Origin of the sequence: Variovorax sp. PBL-H6 (assembly GCF_901827155.1) — a bacterium.
GTDB lineage: Bacteria > Pseudomonadota > Gammaproteobacteria > Burkholderiales > Burkholderiaceae_C > Variovorax.
Genome location: NZ_LR594659.1, coordinates 196,815 through 214,910, shown reverse-complemented (window position 1 = coordinate 214,910; position 18,096 = coordinate 196,815). Strand labels below are relative to the sequence as shown.

Annotated in this window: 16 protein-coding genes; 11 read left to right on the top strand and 5 right to left on the bottom strand. The window is 66.6% G+C overall.

The features are described 5' to 3' along the window. The first annotated feature begins 332 nt into the window (after positions 1–332). The 9 genes from G3W89_RS01035 (at position 333) to G3W89_RS33460 (ending at position 8,007) form a co-directional block, all read left to right on the top strand. A complete protein-coding gene (locus tag G3W89_RS01035; protein WP_162572371.1) occupies positions 333–1,364 on the top strand; it encodes an ABC transporter substrate-binding protein in 1,032 nt (343 codons plus the stop codon). Between the two features lie 2 nt (positions 1,365–1,366). Continuing rightward, complete coding sequence (locus tag G3W89_RS01030) at positions 1,367–2,149, top strand: ABC transporter ATP-binding protein (RefSeq protein ID WP_162572370.1); 783 nt, start codon at positions 1,367–1,369, stop codon at positions 2,147–2,149. A gap of 14 nt (positions 2,150–2,163) precedes the next feature. Then, positions 2,164–3,012, top strand: coding sequence for an ABC transporter permease (locus G3W89_RS01025; RefSeq protein WP_174258221.1), 849 nt, complete (start codon positions 2,164–2,166; stop codon positions 3,010–3,012). Positions 3,013–3,131: 119 nt separating this feature from the next. After that, complete coding sequence (locus G3W89_RS01020; RefSeq protein ID WP_162572369.1) at positions 3,132–4,511, top strand: FAD-dependent oxidoreductase; 1,380 nt, start codon at positions 3,132–3,134, stop codon at positions 4,509–4,511. Continuing rightward, positions 4,508–5,680, top strand: a complete 1,173-nt coding sequence (locus G3W89_RS01015) for a CaiB/BaiF CoA transferase family protein (protein WP_232076249.1) — start codon at positions 4,508–4,510, stop codon at positions 5,678–5,680. The genes G3W89_RS01020 and G3W89_RS01015 overlap by 4 nt, the downstream gene beginning before the upstream one ends. Then, complete coding sequence (locus G3W89_RS01010; RefSeq protein ID WP_162572368.1) at positions 5,677–6,453, top strand: enoyl-CoA hydratase-related protein; 777 nt, start codon at positions 5,677–5,679, stop codon at positions 6,451–6,453. The genes G3W89_RS01015 and G3W89_RS01010 overlap by 4 nt, the downstream gene beginning before the upstream one ends. Before the next feature lie 27 nt (positions 6,454–6,480). Continuing rightward, positions 6,481–6,819 (top strand): ferredoxin, encoded by a 339-nt coding sequence (gene fdxA / locus G3W89_RS01005; RefSeq protein WP_162572367.1) that lies wholly within the window; start codon positions 6,481–6,483, stop codon positions 6,817–6,819. 36 nt (positions 6,820–6,855) lie between these two features. Further along, on the top strand, positions 6,856–7,770 hold the full coding sequence (locus tag G3W89_RS01000) for a LysR family transcriptional regulator (protein ID WP_162572366.1): 915 nt from the start codon (positions 6,856–6,858) through the stop codon (positions 7,768–7,770). 102 nt (positions 7,771–7,872) lie between these two features. Next, entirely contained in the window at positions 7,873–8,007 is a 135-nt protein-coding gene (locus tag G3W89_RS33460; protein WP_269474938.1) for a hypothetical protein, read from the top strand. On the opposite strand, the gene G3W89_RS00995 is transcribed toward G3W89_RS33460, so the two are convergent. The 3 genes from G3W89_RS00995 to G3W89_RS00985 form a co-directional block, all read right to left on the bottom strand. Beyond that, positions 7,972–8,175: a DUF3606 domain-containing protein gene (locus G3W89_RS00995; protein ID WP_332107429.1), complete on the bottom strand. Its 204-nt coding sequence runs from the start codon at positions 8,173–8,175 to the stop codon at positions 7,972–7,974. The genes G3W89_RS33460 and G3W89_RS00995 overlap by 36 nt on opposite strands. Before the next feature lie 289 nt (positions 8,176–8,464). Next, complete coding sequence (locus G3W89_RS00990) at positions 8,465–8,830, bottom strand: DUF1161 domain-containing protein (RefSeq protein ID WP_162572365.1); 366 nt, start codon at positions 8,828–8,830, stop codon at positions 8,465–8,467. Then, a complete protein-coding gene (locus tag G3W89_RS00985; protein WP_162572364.1) occupies positions 8,830–9,066 on the bottom strand; it encodes a hypothetical protein in 237 nt (78 codons plus the stop codon). The genes G3W89_RS00990 and G3W89_RS00985 overlap by 1 nt, the downstream gene beginning before the upstream one ends. A 186-nt stretch (positions 9,067–9,252) precedes the next feature. Between G3W89_RS00985 and G3W89_RS00980 the strand changes: the two genes are divergently transcribed. After that, positions 9,253–9,819, top strand: coding sequence for a GNAT family N-acetyltransferase (locus G3W89_RS00980; protein WP_162572363.1), 567 nt, complete (start codon positions 9,253–9,255; stop codon positions 9,817–9,819). A 9-nt stretch (positions 9,820–9,828) separates the two neighbouring features. On the opposite strand, the gene G3W89_RS00975 is transcribed toward G3W89_RS00980, so the two are convergent. Beyond that, a complete protein-coding gene (locus G3W89_RS00975; RefSeq protein ID WP_162572362.1) occupies positions 9,829–10,050 on the bottom strand; it encodes a hypothetical protein in 222 nt (73 codons plus the stop codon). A 59-nt stretch (positions 10,051–10,109) separates the two neighbouring features. Between G3W89_RS00975 and G3W89_RS00970 the strand changes: the two genes are divergently transcribed. Then, a complete protein-coding gene (locus G3W89_RS00970) occupies positions 10,110–10,373 on the top strand; it encodes a helix-turn-helix domain-containing protein (RefSeq protein WP_162572361.1) in 264 nt (87 codons plus the stop codon). 424 nt (positions 10,374–10,797) lie between these two features. Here the strand turns inward: G3W89_RS00970 and G3W89_RS00965 are convergent, their stop codons facing one another. After that, positions 10,798–17,748 (bottom strand): autotransporter-associated beta strand repeat-containing protein, encoded by a 6,951-nt coding sequence (locus G3W89_RS00965; RefSeq protein WP_162572360.1) that lies wholly within the window; start codon positions 17,746–17,748, stop codon positions 10,798–10,800. Positions 17,749–18,096 lie beyond the last annotated feature (348 nt).

Sequence of the window (18,096 nt, the reverse complement as noted above, 5' to 3'; positions counted from 1 at the left end):
GTGTCTCCGGAAAACGATGGCTGGAACTTGCACAGTTCATGCCACCGGGCGAATGTTCGACGCACCGGGAATTTCTATTGGGCAGACGCCCCATCAGCCTGAATTCCGGGCAAACGAAATGCCTTGATTTCAGTCACCTGCCTTGTGACCACACAGGGTTTTCCAGCGGTCGTGGCGAGCTAATTTTTCGCCCACCGGTTGCGAAAAACGGTTCTTGGAGGCAACGCCTCCAGCTCCTAGCATTCCTGCATCGAGGCCTTCACCGCCGCAGTTTTCGCGACAAGAAGGCCCAGGTCGCGCTTTCATTTTTCTTGCCCACAAAGGAATCTGCCATGGCCAATCTCCGGGACCCCGGTCGCCGTCGCCTTCTCAAGACCTCGCTCATGGCCGCCGGCCTGTCCAGCGGCGGGTTGCTGTCCATCGACGCGTTCGCGCAGGGCAAGACGAAGATCAACATGCAGCTCGGCTGGATCGTCGGCGTCAACCAGATCGGCGAAGTGGTCGCCAAGCGACTGGGCTTCTACGAGCAGGAGGGCATCGACTTCGCGATCCAGCCCGGCGGGCCCAACATCGACGGCGTGGCCATCGTCGCTTCAGGGCGCTACGAGGTCGGGCAGGTGTCCTCCAGCCCCTCGGTGATGCTGGCGGTCTCGCAAGGGCTCCCGATCAAGTGCTTCGCGGTGGGTGCGCAGAAGCATCCGTTCACCTTCTTCTCGCTCGCCAAGAACCCGGTGCGCAAGCCGGCCGACCTGGTCGGCAAGAAGGTGGGCATTCCGTCCACGGCGGCCATCCTGCTGCGCGCACTGCTGGCGAAGAACAAGATTCCCGAGAAAGACGTCAAGGTGATTACCGTCGGCTCCGACATGGCGCCGCTGCTGACCGGCCAGGTGGACGTCGTCACGGGCTGGCTCACCAGCACCACCGCGCTCAAGGTGCTGGGCCCTGACCGCGTCGACCTCACGCTGTGGGACGCCGGCGTGCAGCTCTATGCCCTGCCCTACTACGCCTCGACCAAGACGCTGGAGTCGAACCCCAAGGCGATGGAGGCCTTCCTGCGGGCCACGGCCAAGGGATGGCAGCACGTGCGCGCCAACCGCGACCAGGCGGTGGAGCTGCTGGTCAAGGAGTACCCCAACCTCAAGGCCGAGGACGAGCGCATGGCGGTCGACGTCATGCTCGACTACAGCTTCGGCGGCCTCGCGCAGACGCAGGGCTGGGGCGCGATGGACCCCGCCGTCTGGCAGCAGCAGATCGCGACGTATTCGGAGCTGGGCCAGTTCACCGCACGCACGCCGAAGGTCGAAGAGGTGGTCACGCTCGACGTGCTGAAGGCGACTGCCGCCGCGCGTGCGGCCAAGGCCTGACCATGGCCGCCGTCATGAACGCCGCGCCGGCGATCTCCTGCCGCGACATCGGCATGCGCTTCTTCACCGAGCGCCGCGATGTCACCGCGATCAAGAGCCTGGACCTCGACGTCGCGCAAGGCGAGTTCCTGACCTTGCTCGGCCCTTCGGGCTGCGGCAAGTCCACCTTCCTGCGCGTGGTGGCCGACCTGCTGGAGCCCAGCCGCGGCCGTATCGAGGTGCTCTCCGTCAGCCCGCAGGCCGCACGCAAGAACCGCGACATCGGCTTCGTGTTCCAGGACGCGGCGCTGCTGCCCTGGCGCACCGCGCTGCAGAACGTGGAGCTGCCGCTGCAGGTGGGCGGCGGCGCAAGCCGCAAGGGCCGCCGCTCGCCCACGGAGCTGCTGGAGCTGGTCGGCCTCAAGGACCGCGCCAATGCCTGGCCGCACGAGATGTCGGGCGGCCAGCGCCAGCGCGTGTCGATTGCGCGGGCGCTCGCCAGCGACCCCAAGATCCTGCTGATGGACGAGCCCTTCGGCGCGCTCGACGAGATCACCCGCGACCGGCTCAACGAGGAGATCCGCCGCGTGTGGAAGGAAACCGGCGTGACCATCCTCTTCGTGACGCACAGCATCCACGAGGCCGCCTACCTGGGCCAGCGCGTGCTGATGCTGGCAGCCAATCCGGGCCGCGTGCGCGAGATCGTCCCCGTCGAGCTGCCCGAGGACCGCACCCTCGACATCCGCGACACCCCCGAGTTCGTGCGCCTCACCGCCCATCTGCGGCGCGTGCTGGAAACCTGCTGAGCGAGGCCCAAGCCATGAACACGACTTCCATCGACGTGAGCAGCGCAACCGCCGCCACCCTCGCGGTCGCCGACGCCGCCGACAACGAGTACCAGGCCTGGGCCACGGCGCGGCAGCGGCGGCTGTGGCGCCGTCGCATCCTGCCCGCGGCGGGCATCGCCGGCCTCATCGTGCTGTGGTGGGCGGTGATCGCCGTCTTCGACGTCAAGCCCTTCATCGCGCCTTCGCCCTGGGCCGTGCTGGAGACGCTCTACGCCAAGCGCGCGGTGCTGCTCGACAACCTGCTGCCCACCGCCATGGAAGCGGCCGGCGGCTTCCTGCTGGGCAACCTGGCGGCGATCGCCATCGCCACCGTCTTCGTGCACAACAAGACGCTGCAGGACATCTTCTTCCCCGTGGTGCTGATGTTCAACGCCGTGCCGCTGGTCGCCAAGGCTCCGGTGCTGGTGCTGATCATGGGCAACGGCATGGAGCCCAAGATCACCATCGCCGCGCTCGTGTGCTTCTTCCCGACGCTGGTGAACATGGTGCGCGGCCTCGAGTCGGTCAACCCGCAGGCCATGGAGCTGATGCGCGTGCTGTCGGCCAGCAAGACAGAGATCTTCTTTCGCCTGCGCCTGCTCAACGCCCTGCCCTACCTGTTCTCGGCGCTGCGCATCGCGGCCTCGATGTGCGTGATCGGCGCGGTGATCGGCGAATGGGTCGGCGCCACGGTGGGCATCGGCGCCATGATTTTGCAGGCCACCTTCAACTTCGACTCGCCGCTGCTCTACGCCGCGATCGTGATGAGCGCCACCCTTTCGGGCCTGTTCTTCCTGCTCGTGACCCTGGCCGAGCGCTGGGTGATCCGATGGGAGACCTAAGCCCACCCCCGCATCGGCTCACTCCGTGTAGCCGAGTACCCCCTCGAGGGGGCAACACCGGCGGCCTGGCGAAGCCAGTTCCGCGGTGTTCCCTGAACAGATTTCACTAGGAGAGCCCTATGAGCCGTATTGGCGACTGGATGCAAGAACCTGCGCACGACATTCGCGTGGCAGCCGAATCGGACGTGGTGGTGGTCGGCGGCGGCCCCGCCGGGCAGGCCGCGGCCGTGGCGGCTGCGCGCAACGGCGCCAGCGTGACCCTGCTGGAGCGCTACAACCACCTCGGCGGCCTGGCGTCGGGTGGCATGGTGCTGGTGCTGGACGACATGTGGGACAGCCACCTGCGCGAGATCTCGGTACGCGGCATCTGCCTGGAGATGATCGAGCGCATGGCCGAACGCGGCCTGGCCGAGTACCCGAAGCAGCAGGACTGGGGCACCCTGCCCGAGTCCGTGCGCCGTTGGAAGCGCTGGGGCACCTTCGACTTCCACAGCAAGACCAAGCCGCACCCGATCTGCTTTGCCGCCGCCTTCGACCCCGACGCCTTCAAGCGCGCGTCGCTCGAGATGGTGCAGCAGGCCCACATCAACCTGCGCCTGCACTCGTGGTTCTCGCGCACACTGGTGGCGGACGGCCAGGTCAAGGGCGTGGTGGTCGAATCCAAGAGCGGGCGCGAAGCCATCCTGGGCAAGGTGGTGATCGATGCCACCGGCGACCTGGACGTTGCGGCCTCGGCCGGTGCGCCGAACATCAGCGGCGCCTACATCGTGACCACGGTGTTCCGCCTGGGCGGCGTTGATACCGACCAAGCCGAGCGCTTCGAGCACGAGGAGCCGGAGGCCTTCGCAGCCATCGACCGCGAGGTCAAGCACATCCTGGGCGGCGCGTGGGACTCGTGGTGGCTCAAGACCCCGCTGCGCGGCGTGGTGTGGTGCAACTGCCCGCACATGTCGGGCCTGGACGGCCTCAAGGTGGCCGACCTGACGCGTGCCGAAGTGCAGGGCCGCGCCACCATCCACAAGGTGATCGAGTTCATCCGCGCCCGACTGCCCGGATTCAAGGATTGCTACCTGGTCGACCTGGCGCCGCAGACCGGCATTCGCCAGACTCGCCTGCTCGAAGGCGAGTACGTGATGACCAAGGAAGACGTGGCACAGCGCGCCCGCTTCGAGGACAGCATCGCACGCGGCCGCGACTACTACTACCCCTTCCGCACCCTCGTGCCCCGCAGCGTGGAGAACCTGCTCGTGGCCGGCCGCCACTACTCGTCGACCTCGGCCGCGCAGAAGATCTCGCGCGAGATCCCGCCCTGCATGGCCATGGGCGAAGCCGCCGGCACCGCCGCCGCGCTGTCGCTGGATGCGGGCGTCGCAGTGCGGAACGTGGACATCGCCCGGCTGCAGCGCACCCTGCGCGCCCAAGGCGCCGACCCTGGCGACCAGAAGGGCCAGAACGCGGACACCCCGGCCATCGCCCGTTCCTTCGCGGAGGCCGCATGATGAATTCGAATGGCAACAACCTGCCGCTCGCCGGCATCCGCGTGATCGACTTCACGCAGGTCATGATGGGCCCGGTCTGCACGCAGATGCTGGCCGACCACGGCGCCGACGTGATCAAGGTCGAGCGCAAGGGCGCGGGCGACCTCAGCCGCTCCACCTTCGCGCCGGTGGCGGGCGAGGACAACCCGATCTTCTGCAGCCTCAACCGCAACAAGCGCAGCGTCGAGATCGACCTGCGCGACGCTGCCCAGATGGAACTGGTGAAGGCGCTCATCGCCGATGCCGACGTGGTCTGCAACAACTTCCGGGCCGGCGTGATGGAGCGCCTGGGCCTGGGGTACGAGGACTGCCGGCGCATCAACCCGCGCATCGTCTACGCCGTGGGCACCGGCTTCGGCGAGACCGGGCCGTATGCGCACAAGGGCGGGCAGGACGTGCTGGCGCAGGCCTTGACCGGCGTGATGGCACGGCGCGCCGACGCCTCGGTGCCGGTGTCGATCTACCCGACCGCGCTGGCCGACTACACCGCCGGCATGCACATGGTGCAGGGCATTCTCTTCGCGCTGCTGCAGCGCGAGCGCACCGGCGAAGGCCAGAAGATTGCCGTGTCGCTCTACAACTCGATGCTCGCCATGCAGATGCAGGAAGCCGCGATGGTCATGATGGAGGACTCCGAGGTCAACTGGGCCGCGATGCCGCTGTCGGGCGTGTTCGAGACGCAGACCGGTCCGCTGGTGCTGGTCGGCGCCTTCAAGGCCAACCCGCTGCGCGACATCTGCGCCGCGCTGGACATCGAGGACCTGTCGCAGGACGCGCGCTTCGCCGACCTCTCCGCGCAGTTCGCGCACAAGGCCGAGCTGCACGCGATCTTCCGCGAGCGCTTCGCCAGCCACACGCGCGAACACTGGCTCGCGCGCCTGGAAGCGCAGGACCTGCTCTCGGCGCCCGTGCGCGACATGCGCGAGGCGCTGGTCGATGCGCAGACGCTGCACAACGAAATGATCCTGGAGGCCCATTCGCCCTCCGGCCGCAAGCTGAAGTTCATCGCCAGCCCGATCCAGATGTCGGGCGCGCAGGCCGAACTGCGCCGCGCACCGCCGAAGCTCGGCGAGCACACGCAAGAGCTGCTCGCCGAGGCGCGGGCCCTGATCGAGGAGGCCGACGCATGAGCGTTCTCTTCAACGTCGCGAACCACGTCGCGACCGTGACCATCGACCGCCCCGAGGTGCTCAATGCCGTGGACATGGCCACCGAGGCCGAGCTGCTGCGCATCTGGGACGAGATCGAGCGCCGCGACGACGTGCGCGCGGTCGTCCTTGCCGCCACCGGCGAGCGCGCCTTCTGCGCCGGCGCCGACCTCAAGAACACCTCGAACCTGAAGGGCGTCGAGTACTGGGCCGCTGCCCGTCCCGGCGGCTTTGGCGGCATCGCGCTGCGCGAGACGCTGGACGTGCCGGTGATCGCCCGCGTCAACGGCCTCGCGCTCGGCGGCGGGCTCGAGATGGTGCTGGGCTGCGACCTTGTCGTGGCCTGCGAGGAGGCGAGCTTCGGCCTGCCCGAGCCGCTGGTCGGCCGCCTGCCGCTGGACGGCGGGATGGTGCTGCTGCAGCGCCAGATCGGCTTTCGCAACGCGATGGGGATGATGCTCACGGGCCAGCGCGTCAACGCCCGGCGCGCATTGGAGATGGGGCTGATCAACGAGGTGGTGCCGCGCACCGAGCTCGACACCGCCGTCGAGCGCTGGGTGCAGCAGCTGCTGGCCTGCGCCCCGCTTTCGCTCAAGGCCATCAAGCAGGTGGTGCGGCAAACCGGCACGCTGTCGCCGACGCAGGCCCACGGGCAGCGCCTGCCCGCACTGATGGCCGCGCTGCGATCCGAAGATGCCAACGAGGGCGTGCTCGCCTTCCAGCAGAAGCGCAAGCCGCAATGGCTGGGCCGCTGACCTGAACAGCACAGAGCAGCAGCCGCCATGGCCCACGTCATCACCACCGCCTGCATCGACTGCAAGGACGGCGCCTGCGTGCCGTGCTGCCCGGTCGATTGCATCTACGAAGGCGAGCGCACTCTGTACATTCAGCCCGATGAATGCATCGACTGCGGCATTTGCGTGTCCGCCTGCCCCGTGCAGGCGATCTACGAGGAACATCGGCTGCCGCCCGAGCTCACCCGCTACATCGCGATCAACCGCGAGTTCTTCGAGGCCGAGATCAGCGGCCTCGGCTCGCCCGGCGGTGCCGATGCGCGGCGCATCGCCTGCGACCATCCGCGCATCGCGCTCGAGATGCCTCGCTCCGCGACAGCGGAATAGCGCAGTCGGCGCATTCTTCTTCGGGAGGGTGCGGCCATGCACGCCAGCGTCCTGAAGTATTTCATCGAGGTGGCGAGCTGCGGCTCGGTGCGCAAGGCATCCGAGCGGCTGTTCGTCGCGGCCAGCGCGGTCAACCGCCAGATCCACAAGCTGGAGGACGAACTGGGCGTCGAGCTCTTCGACCGCCTGCCCAATGGCCTGCGCCTGAATCCCGCCGGCGAGCGCCTGCTCAAGCATGCGCAGGAAACGCTGCATCAGTTCCAGGTGATGCGCACCGAGCTCGACGCGCTCAAGGGCGAGCGCACGGGCCATGTGAAGGTCGCGGCGATGGATTCCTTCTTCGAGGAACTGCTGCCGGCCGCCGTCGAGGAGTTCCTGCAGATCTTTCCCGCGGTGACGTACACCATCACGTCGACCCAGCCGATGGAGGTGCCGCAGCTCGTGATGTCGGGCCAGGCTGACGTGGGCCTGAGCTTCGTGGGGCGCCTGCCGGGCGGCGTGAAGGCGGTGAGCCTTGCCAACCTGCCCATCGGCATCGTGCTGCCGCCCGGCCATCCGCTTGCCAAGCACGAGCGCATTGCGCTGAAGGACTGCGCGGCCTATCCCTTCCTGCGCTCCAGCTCGCACCCGGTGATCAGCGCCACGCTGTCGGCCGAATTCGCAGCCTTCTGGGACGACATGGAACCGGCCGCCACCTGCAATTCCACGCCCCTGCTCAAGCGATTGATCATGGGCGGCAAGGGCATCTCGTGCTTCTCGAAGATCGCGTTCATCGAGGAGCTCAAGCGCGGGGACCTGCTGTGGCGACCCTTTGCGCTGCCGGCGCTCAACCAGATGCAGGTCGGCATCGTGGTGCCGAGCCAGCGGGCGTTGCCGCATGTGACGCAGAACTTCGTGGGGCGCATGGCGCGCAGGCTGACGCAGCTGGAGCTGACCGCCGCCGCGCTATGACCGGGCTGTCGGCTGACAGGCGGCGCATCGCGAGGGCACCAGAATGACTCTTCGGGCCAGCAGCGCATCCGCACAGCCGCGGCCCGCACGAAGGAGACGATCATGAAGCTTCGGACACTCTCCCTGGTCCTTGCCTCCCTCGCACTCGCGGCCCTCGCCGGCTGCGAGCCCAAGCCGCAGCCGCCCAAGGCGCAGCAGGCCTTACTTGCCGAGGTGGTCGCGCACGTCCTGGACTGAACTGCCCACTGCGGCGACGGCGAGGCGAAGCTCGGTCTCGCTCACGCCGAACGCCTCGGTCCAGTAGTCGACGTCGTTCGAGTCGGTCACGTCGATGAGGCGCACGTTCGCCATGTTTGCGACGGATGGGATGAACAGATGGGCGGGGGAGGTCGTGGCTTGTCGCATGGCAGTGGTGAATCAGGTGGATCTTGGACTTGAGCCTGCCCGCGCGCACAGCCCGGCCTCGTAGGAAAAGCCTGCATCGTCCTATGCGCGAAAGGCGGACGCGGCTCTCCGCCGCGAGTCAGGCCCGGGGTGTCCAGCACGGAGGCCCGCACCGCGTCTATCGCGGCGCCCGCAGGCTCTCGGGCTCGATCCAGCACAACCAGGTGTGCGAGCGCCGGCGCCGGTTCAGCCGGGCAGGGCTTGCAGCGCGGTCTCGTGGTTGCCTGTTGCAGGGCGGCGAGCGCCGGCGCTACCTGCGGCAGTCGCCGCCCATCCTCACCGTGCCGTCCCGGCATTCCGTGAGCATCGGGTCATCGCGAGGGCGCACCGGCGCTGGCGCCGCTTGCTGCGCGGGGCGCGTTGCGGAAACCGCCCCATGCGTGGGGCCCGGCTCGTACACGATCTTCCTGGTGCCGAGCTCGCAGGTGCCGACCACGCGCCCGCCGGCATTGGCTGCGGCATCCACCGTCGTGAGGGTGAACTGCGTCACCCCTGACGCGCGAATCTTCGCGTCGATCTGGGCCGCGATCGCCTCGCAGTTGCCAGCCTGCGCCTGCGCAATTCCCGCGAAGGCCAGCAGCGTCGTGGCGGCGAGGAAGCGATTTGCGATGCCCATCAGGCGTAATTCGTGATGCGCCGGCGCGGGTAGGAGGTTGCCGCCAGGCGGCTCAGCAGTTCGAGCTCGTGCGCTTCTTCCGCCTCGCGCAGGCTGCGTCTCGCACGCACCGCGACGTACTCGTCAAAGAGCGCGTCGACGGCTGCACGCCAAGGGCCGGTACCCTCGGCTGACAGCTCGGGAATGGCAACGCCATTGCGGCGCAGCAAGCTGGCCTTGTATGCAGTGTCGAGCATGGAGAACCTCTTTTTCCGCGGTGTCCCCAGCAATCTAGCCAACGGAGGCGGCCACCAACATCGGCCGCATGGCCTATGCCCGTGTCGGACAAGATGTCGCGTTCCTTCAATAAGGGGCGGGCCCCCGCGCCTAAGCTGGGCTCCTTCACCGGTCGACCGACCGCCAGAGGAATGAAGGAGAAAGCCATGCTGGACTTGGACGGGACCATTGCCGCAGCCGCGCGCTGCCGCATCCGCCCCGCTGCGCGCCACGAGGCCACGCCGATCGCGTCGATCCGCGTGGCTGCCTATTCGCAGTACAGGAAGAGCTTGCCGCCGGCCGTCTTCGAGGCCTACCTCGACGACCTGCGCCAAGTCGAGAAGCCGGGTGACGGCACCCAGCTGCTGGTCGCTGAATGGCAGGGCCGGGTCGTCGGCAGCGTGGTGTTCTACCCCGACGCGGGGCTGGAGGGCCTGGGCCTGCCCAAGGGCTGGGCTGGCTTCCGCAAGCTTGCGGTGCACCCGGACGCCCGCGGCCGCGGACTGGGGCGTCGGCTGGCGCAGCAATGTGTGGACCGGGCGCACGAGCTCGGGGCGCTCACGATGGGGATTCATAGCTCGTCATTCATGACGGCGGCTTGCAAGCTGTATCACAGCATGGGGTTCATCCGCTGCCCGGAGCATGACCTGCGTGCGACGGCGATTCTGGGGTTGACGCCGGTGGTGGAGGACGTGATGGTGATTGCGTTTCGGATGAACCTGCGCGGGCGCTGATACCCCGTCTTACTCCCTCGACCGCTTCAACATGTCCCCCCCCGCCGCCGTGAGCTCCGTCACGACGACCCCCACCTGCGGACCGCCGCCCCAAGGATCGAGCGTCACCGGCATCGCGGCCTTCACATGGCCTGCGTGGATGAGGGGGAGGATGGCTTGGATGTCGGGGTCGGTGGTGAGGACGAGGGGGAGGGGGTGGTGGGCGATGCGGTGGAGGAGTGCTTTGGGCATAACGCCTCCAAAGTTCAGACGCGTGATTGTGACGTAAACGCGGCTGACTTAAAAGCGGCATGCAAGGAGACTGCCGCCCAGTGTCCCGCTCACCCAACTCCACCAAGCAACCCGAACCATCGGCAAGGGAGGTTCTTGCCATCAATCTCATACGTTCGCGAACGGAAAAGGGCTGGTCGCAAGAAGCGCTGGCCCACGAGGCAGGATTGCACAGGACATTCGTGGCGCATGTTGAACGACAGGCGCGGAACATCTCACTAGACAACCTTGAGCGCCTAGCGCTTGCGCTGCAACTGAAGCCATATCAGCTTCTTAAGCCATGACCGTCTTAAGGAAGCGTGTTCGAACAAACTGCGGTTCAGACGATCCCCACCTGCGGACCGCCGCCCCAAGGATCGAGCTTCACCTGCATCGCGGCCTTCACATGGCCTGCGTGGGCGAGGGGGAGGATGGCTTGGATGTCGGCGTCGGAGGTGAGGACGGGTTCGCGTCCGATACCTCATCTGCAACACTCCTTCTGCCTAAGCAGTGGTTAGTGTGTTGCACCGACCAGTTGCGTCCCTAAGGGCGCAAAGCGGCTGTACCGCGTCGCTTTGAAACGGTAGTTCGCTATTGCGCAGTTTTAGTTCATTTGCATGCGAGCGGAGACCTCACGGCGTTGAACAGGCCGCTGGAATAGCTGGCCATCGGGCTGAATCAAGGCGCCATCGGTCGCCAATGGACCTGAGTCGAGTTCTTTTAATGGGCTCAGAACGCCACGTTCACGCCAAGCGTGCCCTGCGCCGACGACCTGACCCGAGCATCGCCGCTGCCGGTATGAAACAGCCTGCCGATCTGGCCGTAGACCGATACGCTCGGCGTGAGCCCGAGCGTGAAGCCGACCGTGAGTTCGGTTGACATGTAGCCGATGGCGCTTTCGATCGATGTCGCACCCGCCGGGCCGCCAAAGGTGGTCGAGTCGTTGCCCGAAAAGCCATGCCATAGATTGACGCCAGCGTAAGGCTTCAAGCGGCCCATCGAAGTCGACAGATCGCCCGCGACGCGCGCCCCGATGCGACCGATGACTGCGTTGTCGGTGTCCTGCATCACGCTCGCACCGCTGATGCCGGTATTGTCCAGGCTCATGCGGTGATAGATCAGCTGGGCCTGCGGCTCGATGCCCCATCCGTTGCCGAGCGCAAAGCGCTGCCCTACCTGGGTGGAGGCCATCAGGCTGGTGGCGCCCGAGAGCGTGCTCCGTCCGAAGCTGCCGGCGGTCACGTCGTGGTATCCGTACTGCAGCACGAAGTCTGCATGGAAGCCTTCTGTATTGGCGTATGCGGCGTAGCCGCCCACGTAGGTGTTGTCGGTGCGCAAAGTACCGGCATAGCCGACGAATCCGCCGGGGCCGTAGGCGCCTCTTACATCGGCGTCGGCGCGCAGGTGCCCCGCATACAGGCCAGCATTCCACAGGCGGTTGGCGAACAGGTCCACGCCGGCCTGGAAGCCGCCCATGCTGGTGCGGCTTTCGGCCTGCGTCACGCCGCCCTGGCTGATGGTGGTGGTGCCGCCGAGCACGCGGCCCCAGGCACGCCGGTTTGCGCCCCCCCAGCCGTTGTCCGACGCATCGGCGCTGCCGGCTTTGGCGGCAGCCATGCCACTCTCGTCGCCCCCGCGGCGGTGCAGGCCTCCAAGCATTGCCAGGTCGCCCTGGCGCAGCACGCTGGGCAGCGCCGCATAGAGCGGCACTTCAGCGCGGTACATCGGTGTTGCCGGTAATACAGGGATGGCCGGGGTGGTCGCACCGGGGGTGGTCGCGGCAGGGGGCGCCTGCGTGCTGAGGAACCAGCTGCCCGCTTGCCCATTGGCATCGGCGACGAACAGTCGGTACTGAAACGCACCGGCGTCAACGTGGTCGCCGTCGAGCGTGAATGCCGTAGCGGTGGTGGTGGCGCCGTTGCGCGCGGAGACGACCTCGATGCCGTTGCCGGTGGTCTGTGCGCCAAGGCCACCGAGGTTGGTGATCTGCAGCGTGGTGCGACCGCTGGCCACTGCGCTCGGTCCGCTCAGCACAAGCTGGTCGCTCAGGCTGTTGCTGCCGACCAATGCCGTGCCCATTTTCAGTACGCCGTTGTTGCCTACGTAAGGGCCGGAGACGGTGAGGACCGTGCCGGGCCCCGCAGACAACAGGTTGACGGTGCCCGCGTTGTCAAGGGCAGCAATCGCCTGGCTGTGGCCGGCAAGGTCGAGCGTCGCGCCCGCCGCGATCGTGTGGGCCGAGGGAGCGCTGAAGGCGTTGGCCACACCGGCTCGGAGGGTGCCTTGGCTGACCAGGGTGGCGCCCGTGTAGTTGTTGTTGGCTGCCGCGAGGACCAAAGTGCCGGTGCCTAACTTCGTGAGGGCAGAAGGGCCGCCGATGCCACCTGACAGCGTCGCGGTATTCGCGCCGGTGTCGACGATTGGGTCGACCACGCCGGTGAAGCGGATCGGGTTGGACAGCCTCAATCCATCGGCGACGAAGGCCAGCGTGGTGTTGTCGTCCATCGACAACTCGCCGGTGCCCAGGGCGCTGTTACTCCCCACGGCCAGCGTGCCGCCTTCCAGAAAGGTGCCGCCGCTGTAGCTGTTGACGCCAGAGAGCACTTGCGTCCCGCTGCCGCGCTTGATCAGTCCGCCAGCGCCGACGATGCTGCCCGTGTAGGTCTGGTCGTTGCCGCTGATGCTCAGCATGCTGCCAGCGCCGACGGTGGTAATGCCCGAGCCGGACAGCGACTGCAGGTTGACCGAGCCGCCCAGGTTCAGGCTGGTGCCCGTCGCCAGATTGATGCCGGCATGGTTGCCCAGCGCCGCACTGCCGCTGATGGACAGACTCCCGCCCCGCACGTTGAAGACGCCGCTGAAGCTGTTGTTGCCCGAGAGCGCAAGGTCGGCCGGACCGTCCTTGTTCACCGTGCCGGCGCCGGCCAGCACGCCGGTCAGGCTCAGGTCACTAATGCCGGCCAGCGTCAAGGCGGCGTTCACGTTGAAGTTGTTGGCCAGGGTGAGCGGCACAGCGTGGGTCAGTGTCGATCCGCCGTTCACCGTGACAGCGCCCGTGCTCAGCGCGGCGGCGTTGGGCAGGGTCAGGGTACCGGCATTCAGCACGGTGCCGCCCTGGTAGGTGTTGACGCCGGTGAGCGTCAGGTTCGCGGCGCCGTTCTTGGTCAGGCTGCCGGCGCCGCCGATGACGCCGCCGAGCGTCATGTCGTTGCTGCCGCCTACGGCAAGGCCGGCGTTGAGCGTCACTGCATTGGCCAAGGCAACGGCCGTGCTGCTGTCCAGCGTAGAGGCGCCGCTGACGATGAGGTTGCCCAGGCCCAGCGCGCCGTTGTTGCCGACCACCAGCTGTCCCGCATTGAGGGTGGTGCCGCCGAGGAAGCCGTTGGCTGCTGCGAGCGTCAGCTTGGCGCCGCCGTTCTTGGTCAGGCTGCCGGCGCCGTTGACCGGCCCGTTCAAGCTCATGTCGGCAGTCCCGCCGATGCCGATCGCGCCGCCCAAATTCACGGCGTTGTTCAGCGCCACGATGCTGCTAGCGTCCAACGTGGTGCCGCCAGCCGCGTTGAGTGTGCCCGCACCCAGCGCCGTATTGGCGCCTAGCACCAGGCCGCCGGCATTGAGCACGGTGTTGCCGAGGTAGCTGTTGTTGCCGCTCAGGGTCAAAGACGCGGCGCCGTTTTTGATAATGCCGCCGACGCCGTCGATCGGGCCTGCGAGCGCCAAGCTGTTGCTGCCGGCGACGGTCAGCGTGCCTGCCAGATCGAAGGCATTGGCGAGGCTCACCGGCGTGTTGCTGTCCAACCTGGTGCCGTTGGCTGTCGTCACTTGGCTCGTGCCCAGCGCCGTGTTGCTGCCCACGACCAAGGTGCCGCCGTTGAGCAAGGTGCCGCCGGTGTAGCTGTTGGCCCCGTTGAGCACCAGCGTGCCGCTGTCGAGCTTGGCCAGCGTGCCGGCGCCGTCGATGTTCACGCCGATGGTGCCGGTGAAGCCCGGATCGACGCGCACTGCCGTGTTGCCGCTGCCGCCGTTCACCGCCGTTAGTTGGCCTGCGCTCCCGCTGACTAGGTTGTAGCCGTCGCTGGCGAACTGCATGCCGTTGAAGGTCTGCGTTCCGTTCACCGTCACGGTGCCTGCCGTGCCCTGGAAGACCGCGAAGTCGCTGGCCCAGGGCTGGTTGACCAGGCCGTTGGAAGAAGTCCAGTTGGTGCCGCCCGCACTCCAGGTGCCTGCGCCACCTTCGACGCTACCGTTGGCGATGGTCTGGCTGCCGTCCCAGAAGCGGATATTCAAGTTGGGCGCCGACACCAGCAGGTTGACCTGGTTGCCCACGGCGGTCTGCAGTGCGAGGTCCCCCGTGCCGAAGCCGATCGGAACGCTGCCCAGGACAAGACCCTGGTTCGTCAGGCCACCGGTGTAGTTGATCAGCCGATACACACCCACGCCGAAGCCGCCCGCGTCGGTCACGTTGAGCGTGCCATTGAGCGTCACGTTGCCGCCGACATTGAGAAGGGACGTGAGCGAAGCCGGGCCCAGGTTGGCGTCGAGGTTGGAGCCGCTGCCCATGACCAGCGAGCCCATCGACAGCGTGTTGCCCGAATTCAGGGCCAGGTGGCCGCCGTTGGCGACGTTCACCGCGCCGAGCAGCGAGCCCGTGCCGGTAAGGGTCGCGCCGCTGCCGACGCCGACATTGGCGCTGGCCAGCGACCCGTTGAGATTGAGTGTGCCGCCGTTGACCGCCGTGTCGCCGGTGAGGCCGTTGATCCCCGTCAAGCTGAGCGAGCCGCTGCCGACCTTGGTCAGTCCGCCGCTGCCGCTCAGGCTGCCGTCGAAGAGGCTGTCGGTGCTGACGCCGCCCACCGACAAAGTGTTGCCCGCCCCGATCTGCACATCGCCGCTGCCGGACAGCGCCGCCAGGCTGGCATTGCTGCCCAGGTTGAGGCTGGCACCCGAACCGATGTTCGCACCCGAGGTGTTGCCCAACGCGCCCGCACTGAGGGTGGTGACGCTGCCCGAGACAACGTTCAATGCGCCGGTGAATGTGTTGTTGCCGCTTAGGGTCAGATCAGCCAGGCCGTTCTTGTTCAACGCCCCGGCGCCGCCGAGCACGCCGCTCAGGGTGAGATTGTTGTTGCCCGCCACTGTCAGGCCCGCGTTGAGCGTCAGGGCATTGGCCACCGCAAGCGCAGCGCTGTTGTCCAGGGTCGCGGCGCCGCCCACGACGAGTCCGCCGGTTCCAAGCGATCCTGCATTGCCCAGGGTGAGCGTGCCGGCGTTGAGGGTGGTGCCACCCTGAAAGCTGTTGTTGCCGTTGAGGGTCAGTGCTGCCGCGCCGTTCTTGGTCAACGCGCCGGTACCGGTGATGACGCCGCCGAGGGTCAGGCCCTGGGTTCCGCCGACGGTCAGGCCGGCGTTCAAGACGACGTTGTTTGCCGCGCTTGCCGCCGCGCTGCTGTCCAGCGTCGCTGCGCCGCCGACGGTCAGGTTGCCGAGGCCCAGGGCAGAGTTGCCGCCGACGGTCAGTGTGCCGGCGTTGAGCGTGACGCCGCCGAGGAAATTGTTGTTGCCTGTGAAGCCCAGGTTGGCGGCGCCATTCTTTACCAGGCTGCCGGCACCGTTGATCGTGCCAGCCAAAGTCATGCCGGCCGAACCGCCGATGCTCAAGGCACCGGCAAGATTCACGCTGTTGTTCAGGCTGACAGCGGTGTTGCTGTCGAGCGTGGTGTTGGCGGCCGCATTCAAGGCGCCATTGCCCAGGGCCGTGTTGGAGGCAAGGACGAGCCTGCCGCTGTTGAGGCTGGTTGTGCCAAGGTAGGTATTGGCGCCGCCCAAGGCCAGGTCGGCGGCGCCGTTCTTGACTAGCCCACCGATACCGGCGACCACGCCGCCAAGGGTCAGTGCATTGGTGCCTCCCACGCTAAGGGTGCCGCCGAGGTTGATGTTGTTGGCCAGGGTTGCTGCGGTGTTGGCATCCAGCGTAGTGCCGTTCGCCGCGTTTACGCTGCCCGTGCCCAGCGAGGTGTTGGAGCCGACTACCAGCGAACCGGCGTTCAGCGCGGTGGTGCCGGTGTAGGCGTTATTGCCGCTAAGGGTCAGGCTGCCACTGCCGGTTTTGGTGATACCACTGCTGCCGGAGATCAATCCGCCGAGGGTCAGTGCGCCGGTGCCGGTAGCAGTCATTGTGCCGCCGAGGCTGACCGCATTGTTCAGGTTAATAGTTCCCGGCGCCGACAGACTGGTCGCGCCGGTGAAGTTGAGGGTGCCGGTACTGAAGGCCCGATTGTTGCTGACCTGTACCGTGCCGCCATTGAGCGTGGTGTTGCCCAGATAGGTGTTGGCCGCGCTGAGGTTCAACTGACCGGAACCGACCTTGGTCAGGCCACCGCTGCCGGAAATCACCCCGCTCAGCGTGGTGGCGTTGGTGCCTTGCACCGTGACACCGCCTGCGCCCAACGAGATCAAATTGCTGACGTTCAACCCGGCGTTGCTCGCCTGCAAAATCCCGCCGTTGGAGGTGATCACACCGCTGCCAAACGTGGCGTTGTTGTTGAACTGGGCGACGCCGCCATTGAGCGTGGTCGCGCCACTGACCAATGGTCCCTGCAAGGTCCAGGTACCGCTGTTGATGGTCAGGTTGTTGAAGTTGACGTAGGTGGCGCTCGACGCTGTGCCGACTCCGGTGGTGCCGCCTCCGACGCCGATCGGGTTTTGCAGGATCAGGCTGTTGGTGCCGCCTGCGCCGCCGTCGACGGTGCCGGTCGGGGCGAAGGTCAGGTTGACGCCGATCAGTCCACCGAGACCGACGCTGACCTGAACACCGTCACCGACCTGCACCGTAGAACCGGTAATCGCCGTGAACGTGTTGGTGCTGCTTGCGCCCATCGAGACGCCGCCGGTAATTGCGCCGGCGTTGGTAAATGTATTGCCCGCGGCCGACGTCTCGAACGCGATCCGGCCGTTGATGACACCGGTGCTGCTGTTGGTCATGTTGACCTGCGAGCCGCCGTAGACGCCGACCACCGGAGTATCGGCCAGGGTAATGCCGCCCACCGACAAGCCGGTCGAGGTAATGGTGCCGTTGTTGGTGATTCTGGTGGTACCGGCCGCAGCGTTATTCACGCCGATGGCGAGGCCATCGATGCTGGTCAGGTTGAGCCCAAGGAGCATGCCGGTGCCGCGCATGATCCCGCTGGCATTGTTGAGCACGCTTACCGTGCTGGTGGCGCCAGTGCCGATGAAGGCGCCGCCGCTCAACACTGAAACCAGGCCCAGCAACGCCGGATCAAGAGTGCCTGAGTTGTTGAGTGAGATATTCACCCCGGTCAAGTCCATCACGTGGCCACCGAGGGTCGCGTTCATCTGCGCCCCGCTGTTGACGTTGACCGTGAGGCCGTTTGTAGCGCTGCTGAAGTTGTTAAGAAACAGCGGCAGGGTCGGCACGCCGGTACAGGTCACTGTGGAACCGGAGGTGGCGCAGGTGGCCATCGCGGAAGGGGCGGCCAAGCCGCCGACGATGCCGACAATGCCCAGGCGGATCGCAAGTCCCAGCGGCGAGAGACGTGCAACAAAGGTACTCACATTCAATTCCTGGCCGCCTTGCCCCGCCCCGGATTTCCGGCCAACCTCCGATACCGCTTGAGGAGCGCCAGTGGCGCGATTGAATATCAGGCGGTAAATGTGATTCATTAGTTCTAATTAAGTGCGTGAGGAATTCGTTGAGCAGGGTACATCACTACAACAGCTCAATCGGAGAACTGCCGAATTTTGGAGGCTCATAACTCGCGCAACGAGGCAACGTTCACGAAATCCCGCGCTGCGGTGCCGGTGATCATGCAGACGTTTCGGCGTCGCCACTGTGGGGCGCCCCTCTTGGGACAGCTAAGAAGCGCCGCAGAGATGTGGGTCCTTCGGAACGCCGAAGCTCATTGGGAGCTTTCATTCAACAACCAAATTACCGGCCGGATCGACATGAATCAATCGTGAAATGGGTCCACCGATGACTCAAGTTAGAGAATCGCGCCGTGTCTGCTTCTA

Coding starts and splice junctions, on each gene's coding strand:
- G3W89_RS01000 (WP_162572366.1), top strand. CDS start 6,856: ATGCACGCCAGCGTCCTGAAGTATTTCATCGAGGTGGCGAGCTGCGGC.
- G3W89_RS01025 (WP_174258221.1), top strand. CDS start 2,164: ATGAACACGACTTCCATCGACGTGAGCAGCGCAACCGCCGCCACCCTC.
- G3W89_RS00995 (WP_332107429.1), bottom strand. CDS start 8,175: ATGCGACAAGCCACGACCTCCCCCGCCCATCTGTTCATCCCATCCGTC.
- G3W89_RS00985 (WP_162572364.1), bottom strand. CDS start 9,066: ATGCTCGACACTGCATACAAGGCCAGCTTGCTGCGCCGCAATGGCGTT.
- G3W89_RS33460 (WP_269474938.1), top strand. CDS start 7,873: ATGAAGCTTCGGACACTCTCCCTGGTCCTTGCCTCCCTCGCACTCGCG.
- G3W89_RS01015 (WP_232076249.1), top strand. CDS start 4,508: ATGATGAATTCGAATGGCAACAACCTGCCGCTCGCCGGCATCCGCGTG.
- G3W89_RS00990 (WP_162572365.1), bottom strand. CDS start 8,830: ATGGGCATCGCAAATCGCTTCCTCGCCGCCACGACGCTGCTGGCCTTC.
- G3W89_RS01030 (WP_162572370.1), top strand. CDS start 1,367: ATGGCCGCCGTCATGAACGCCGCGCCGGCGATCTCCTGCCGCGACATC.
- G3W89_RS00980 (WP_162572363.1), top strand. CDS start 9,253: ATGCTGGACTTGGACGGGACCATTGCCGCAGCCGCGCGCTGCCGCATC.
- G3W89_RS01035 (WP_162572371.1), top strand. CDS start 333: ATGGCCAATCTCCGGGACCCCGGTCGCCGTCGCCTTCTCAAGACCTCG.
- fdxA (WP_162572367.1), top strand. CDS start 6,481: ATGGCCCACGTCATCACCACCGCCTGCATCGACTGCAAGGACGGCGCC.
- G3W89_RS00965 (WP_162572360.1), bottom strand. CDS start 17,748: ATGAATCACATTTACCGCCTGATATTCAATCGCGCCACTGGCGCTCCT.
- G3W89_RS00975 (WP_162572362.1), bottom strand. CDS start 10,050: ATGCCCAAAGCACTCCTCCACCGCATCGCCCACCACCCCCTCCCCCTC.
- G3W89_RS01010 (WP_162572368.1), top strand. CDS start 5,677: ATGAGCGTTCTCTTCAACGTCGCGAACCACGTCGCGACCGTGACCATC.
- G3W89_RS01020 (WP_162572369.1), top strand. CDS start 3,132: ATGAGCCGTATTGGCGACTGGATGCAAGAACCTGCGCACGACATTCGC.
- G3W89_RS00970 (WP_162572361.1), top strand. CDS start 10,110: ATGCAAGGAGACTGCCGCCCAGTGTCCCGCTCACCCAACTCCACCAAG.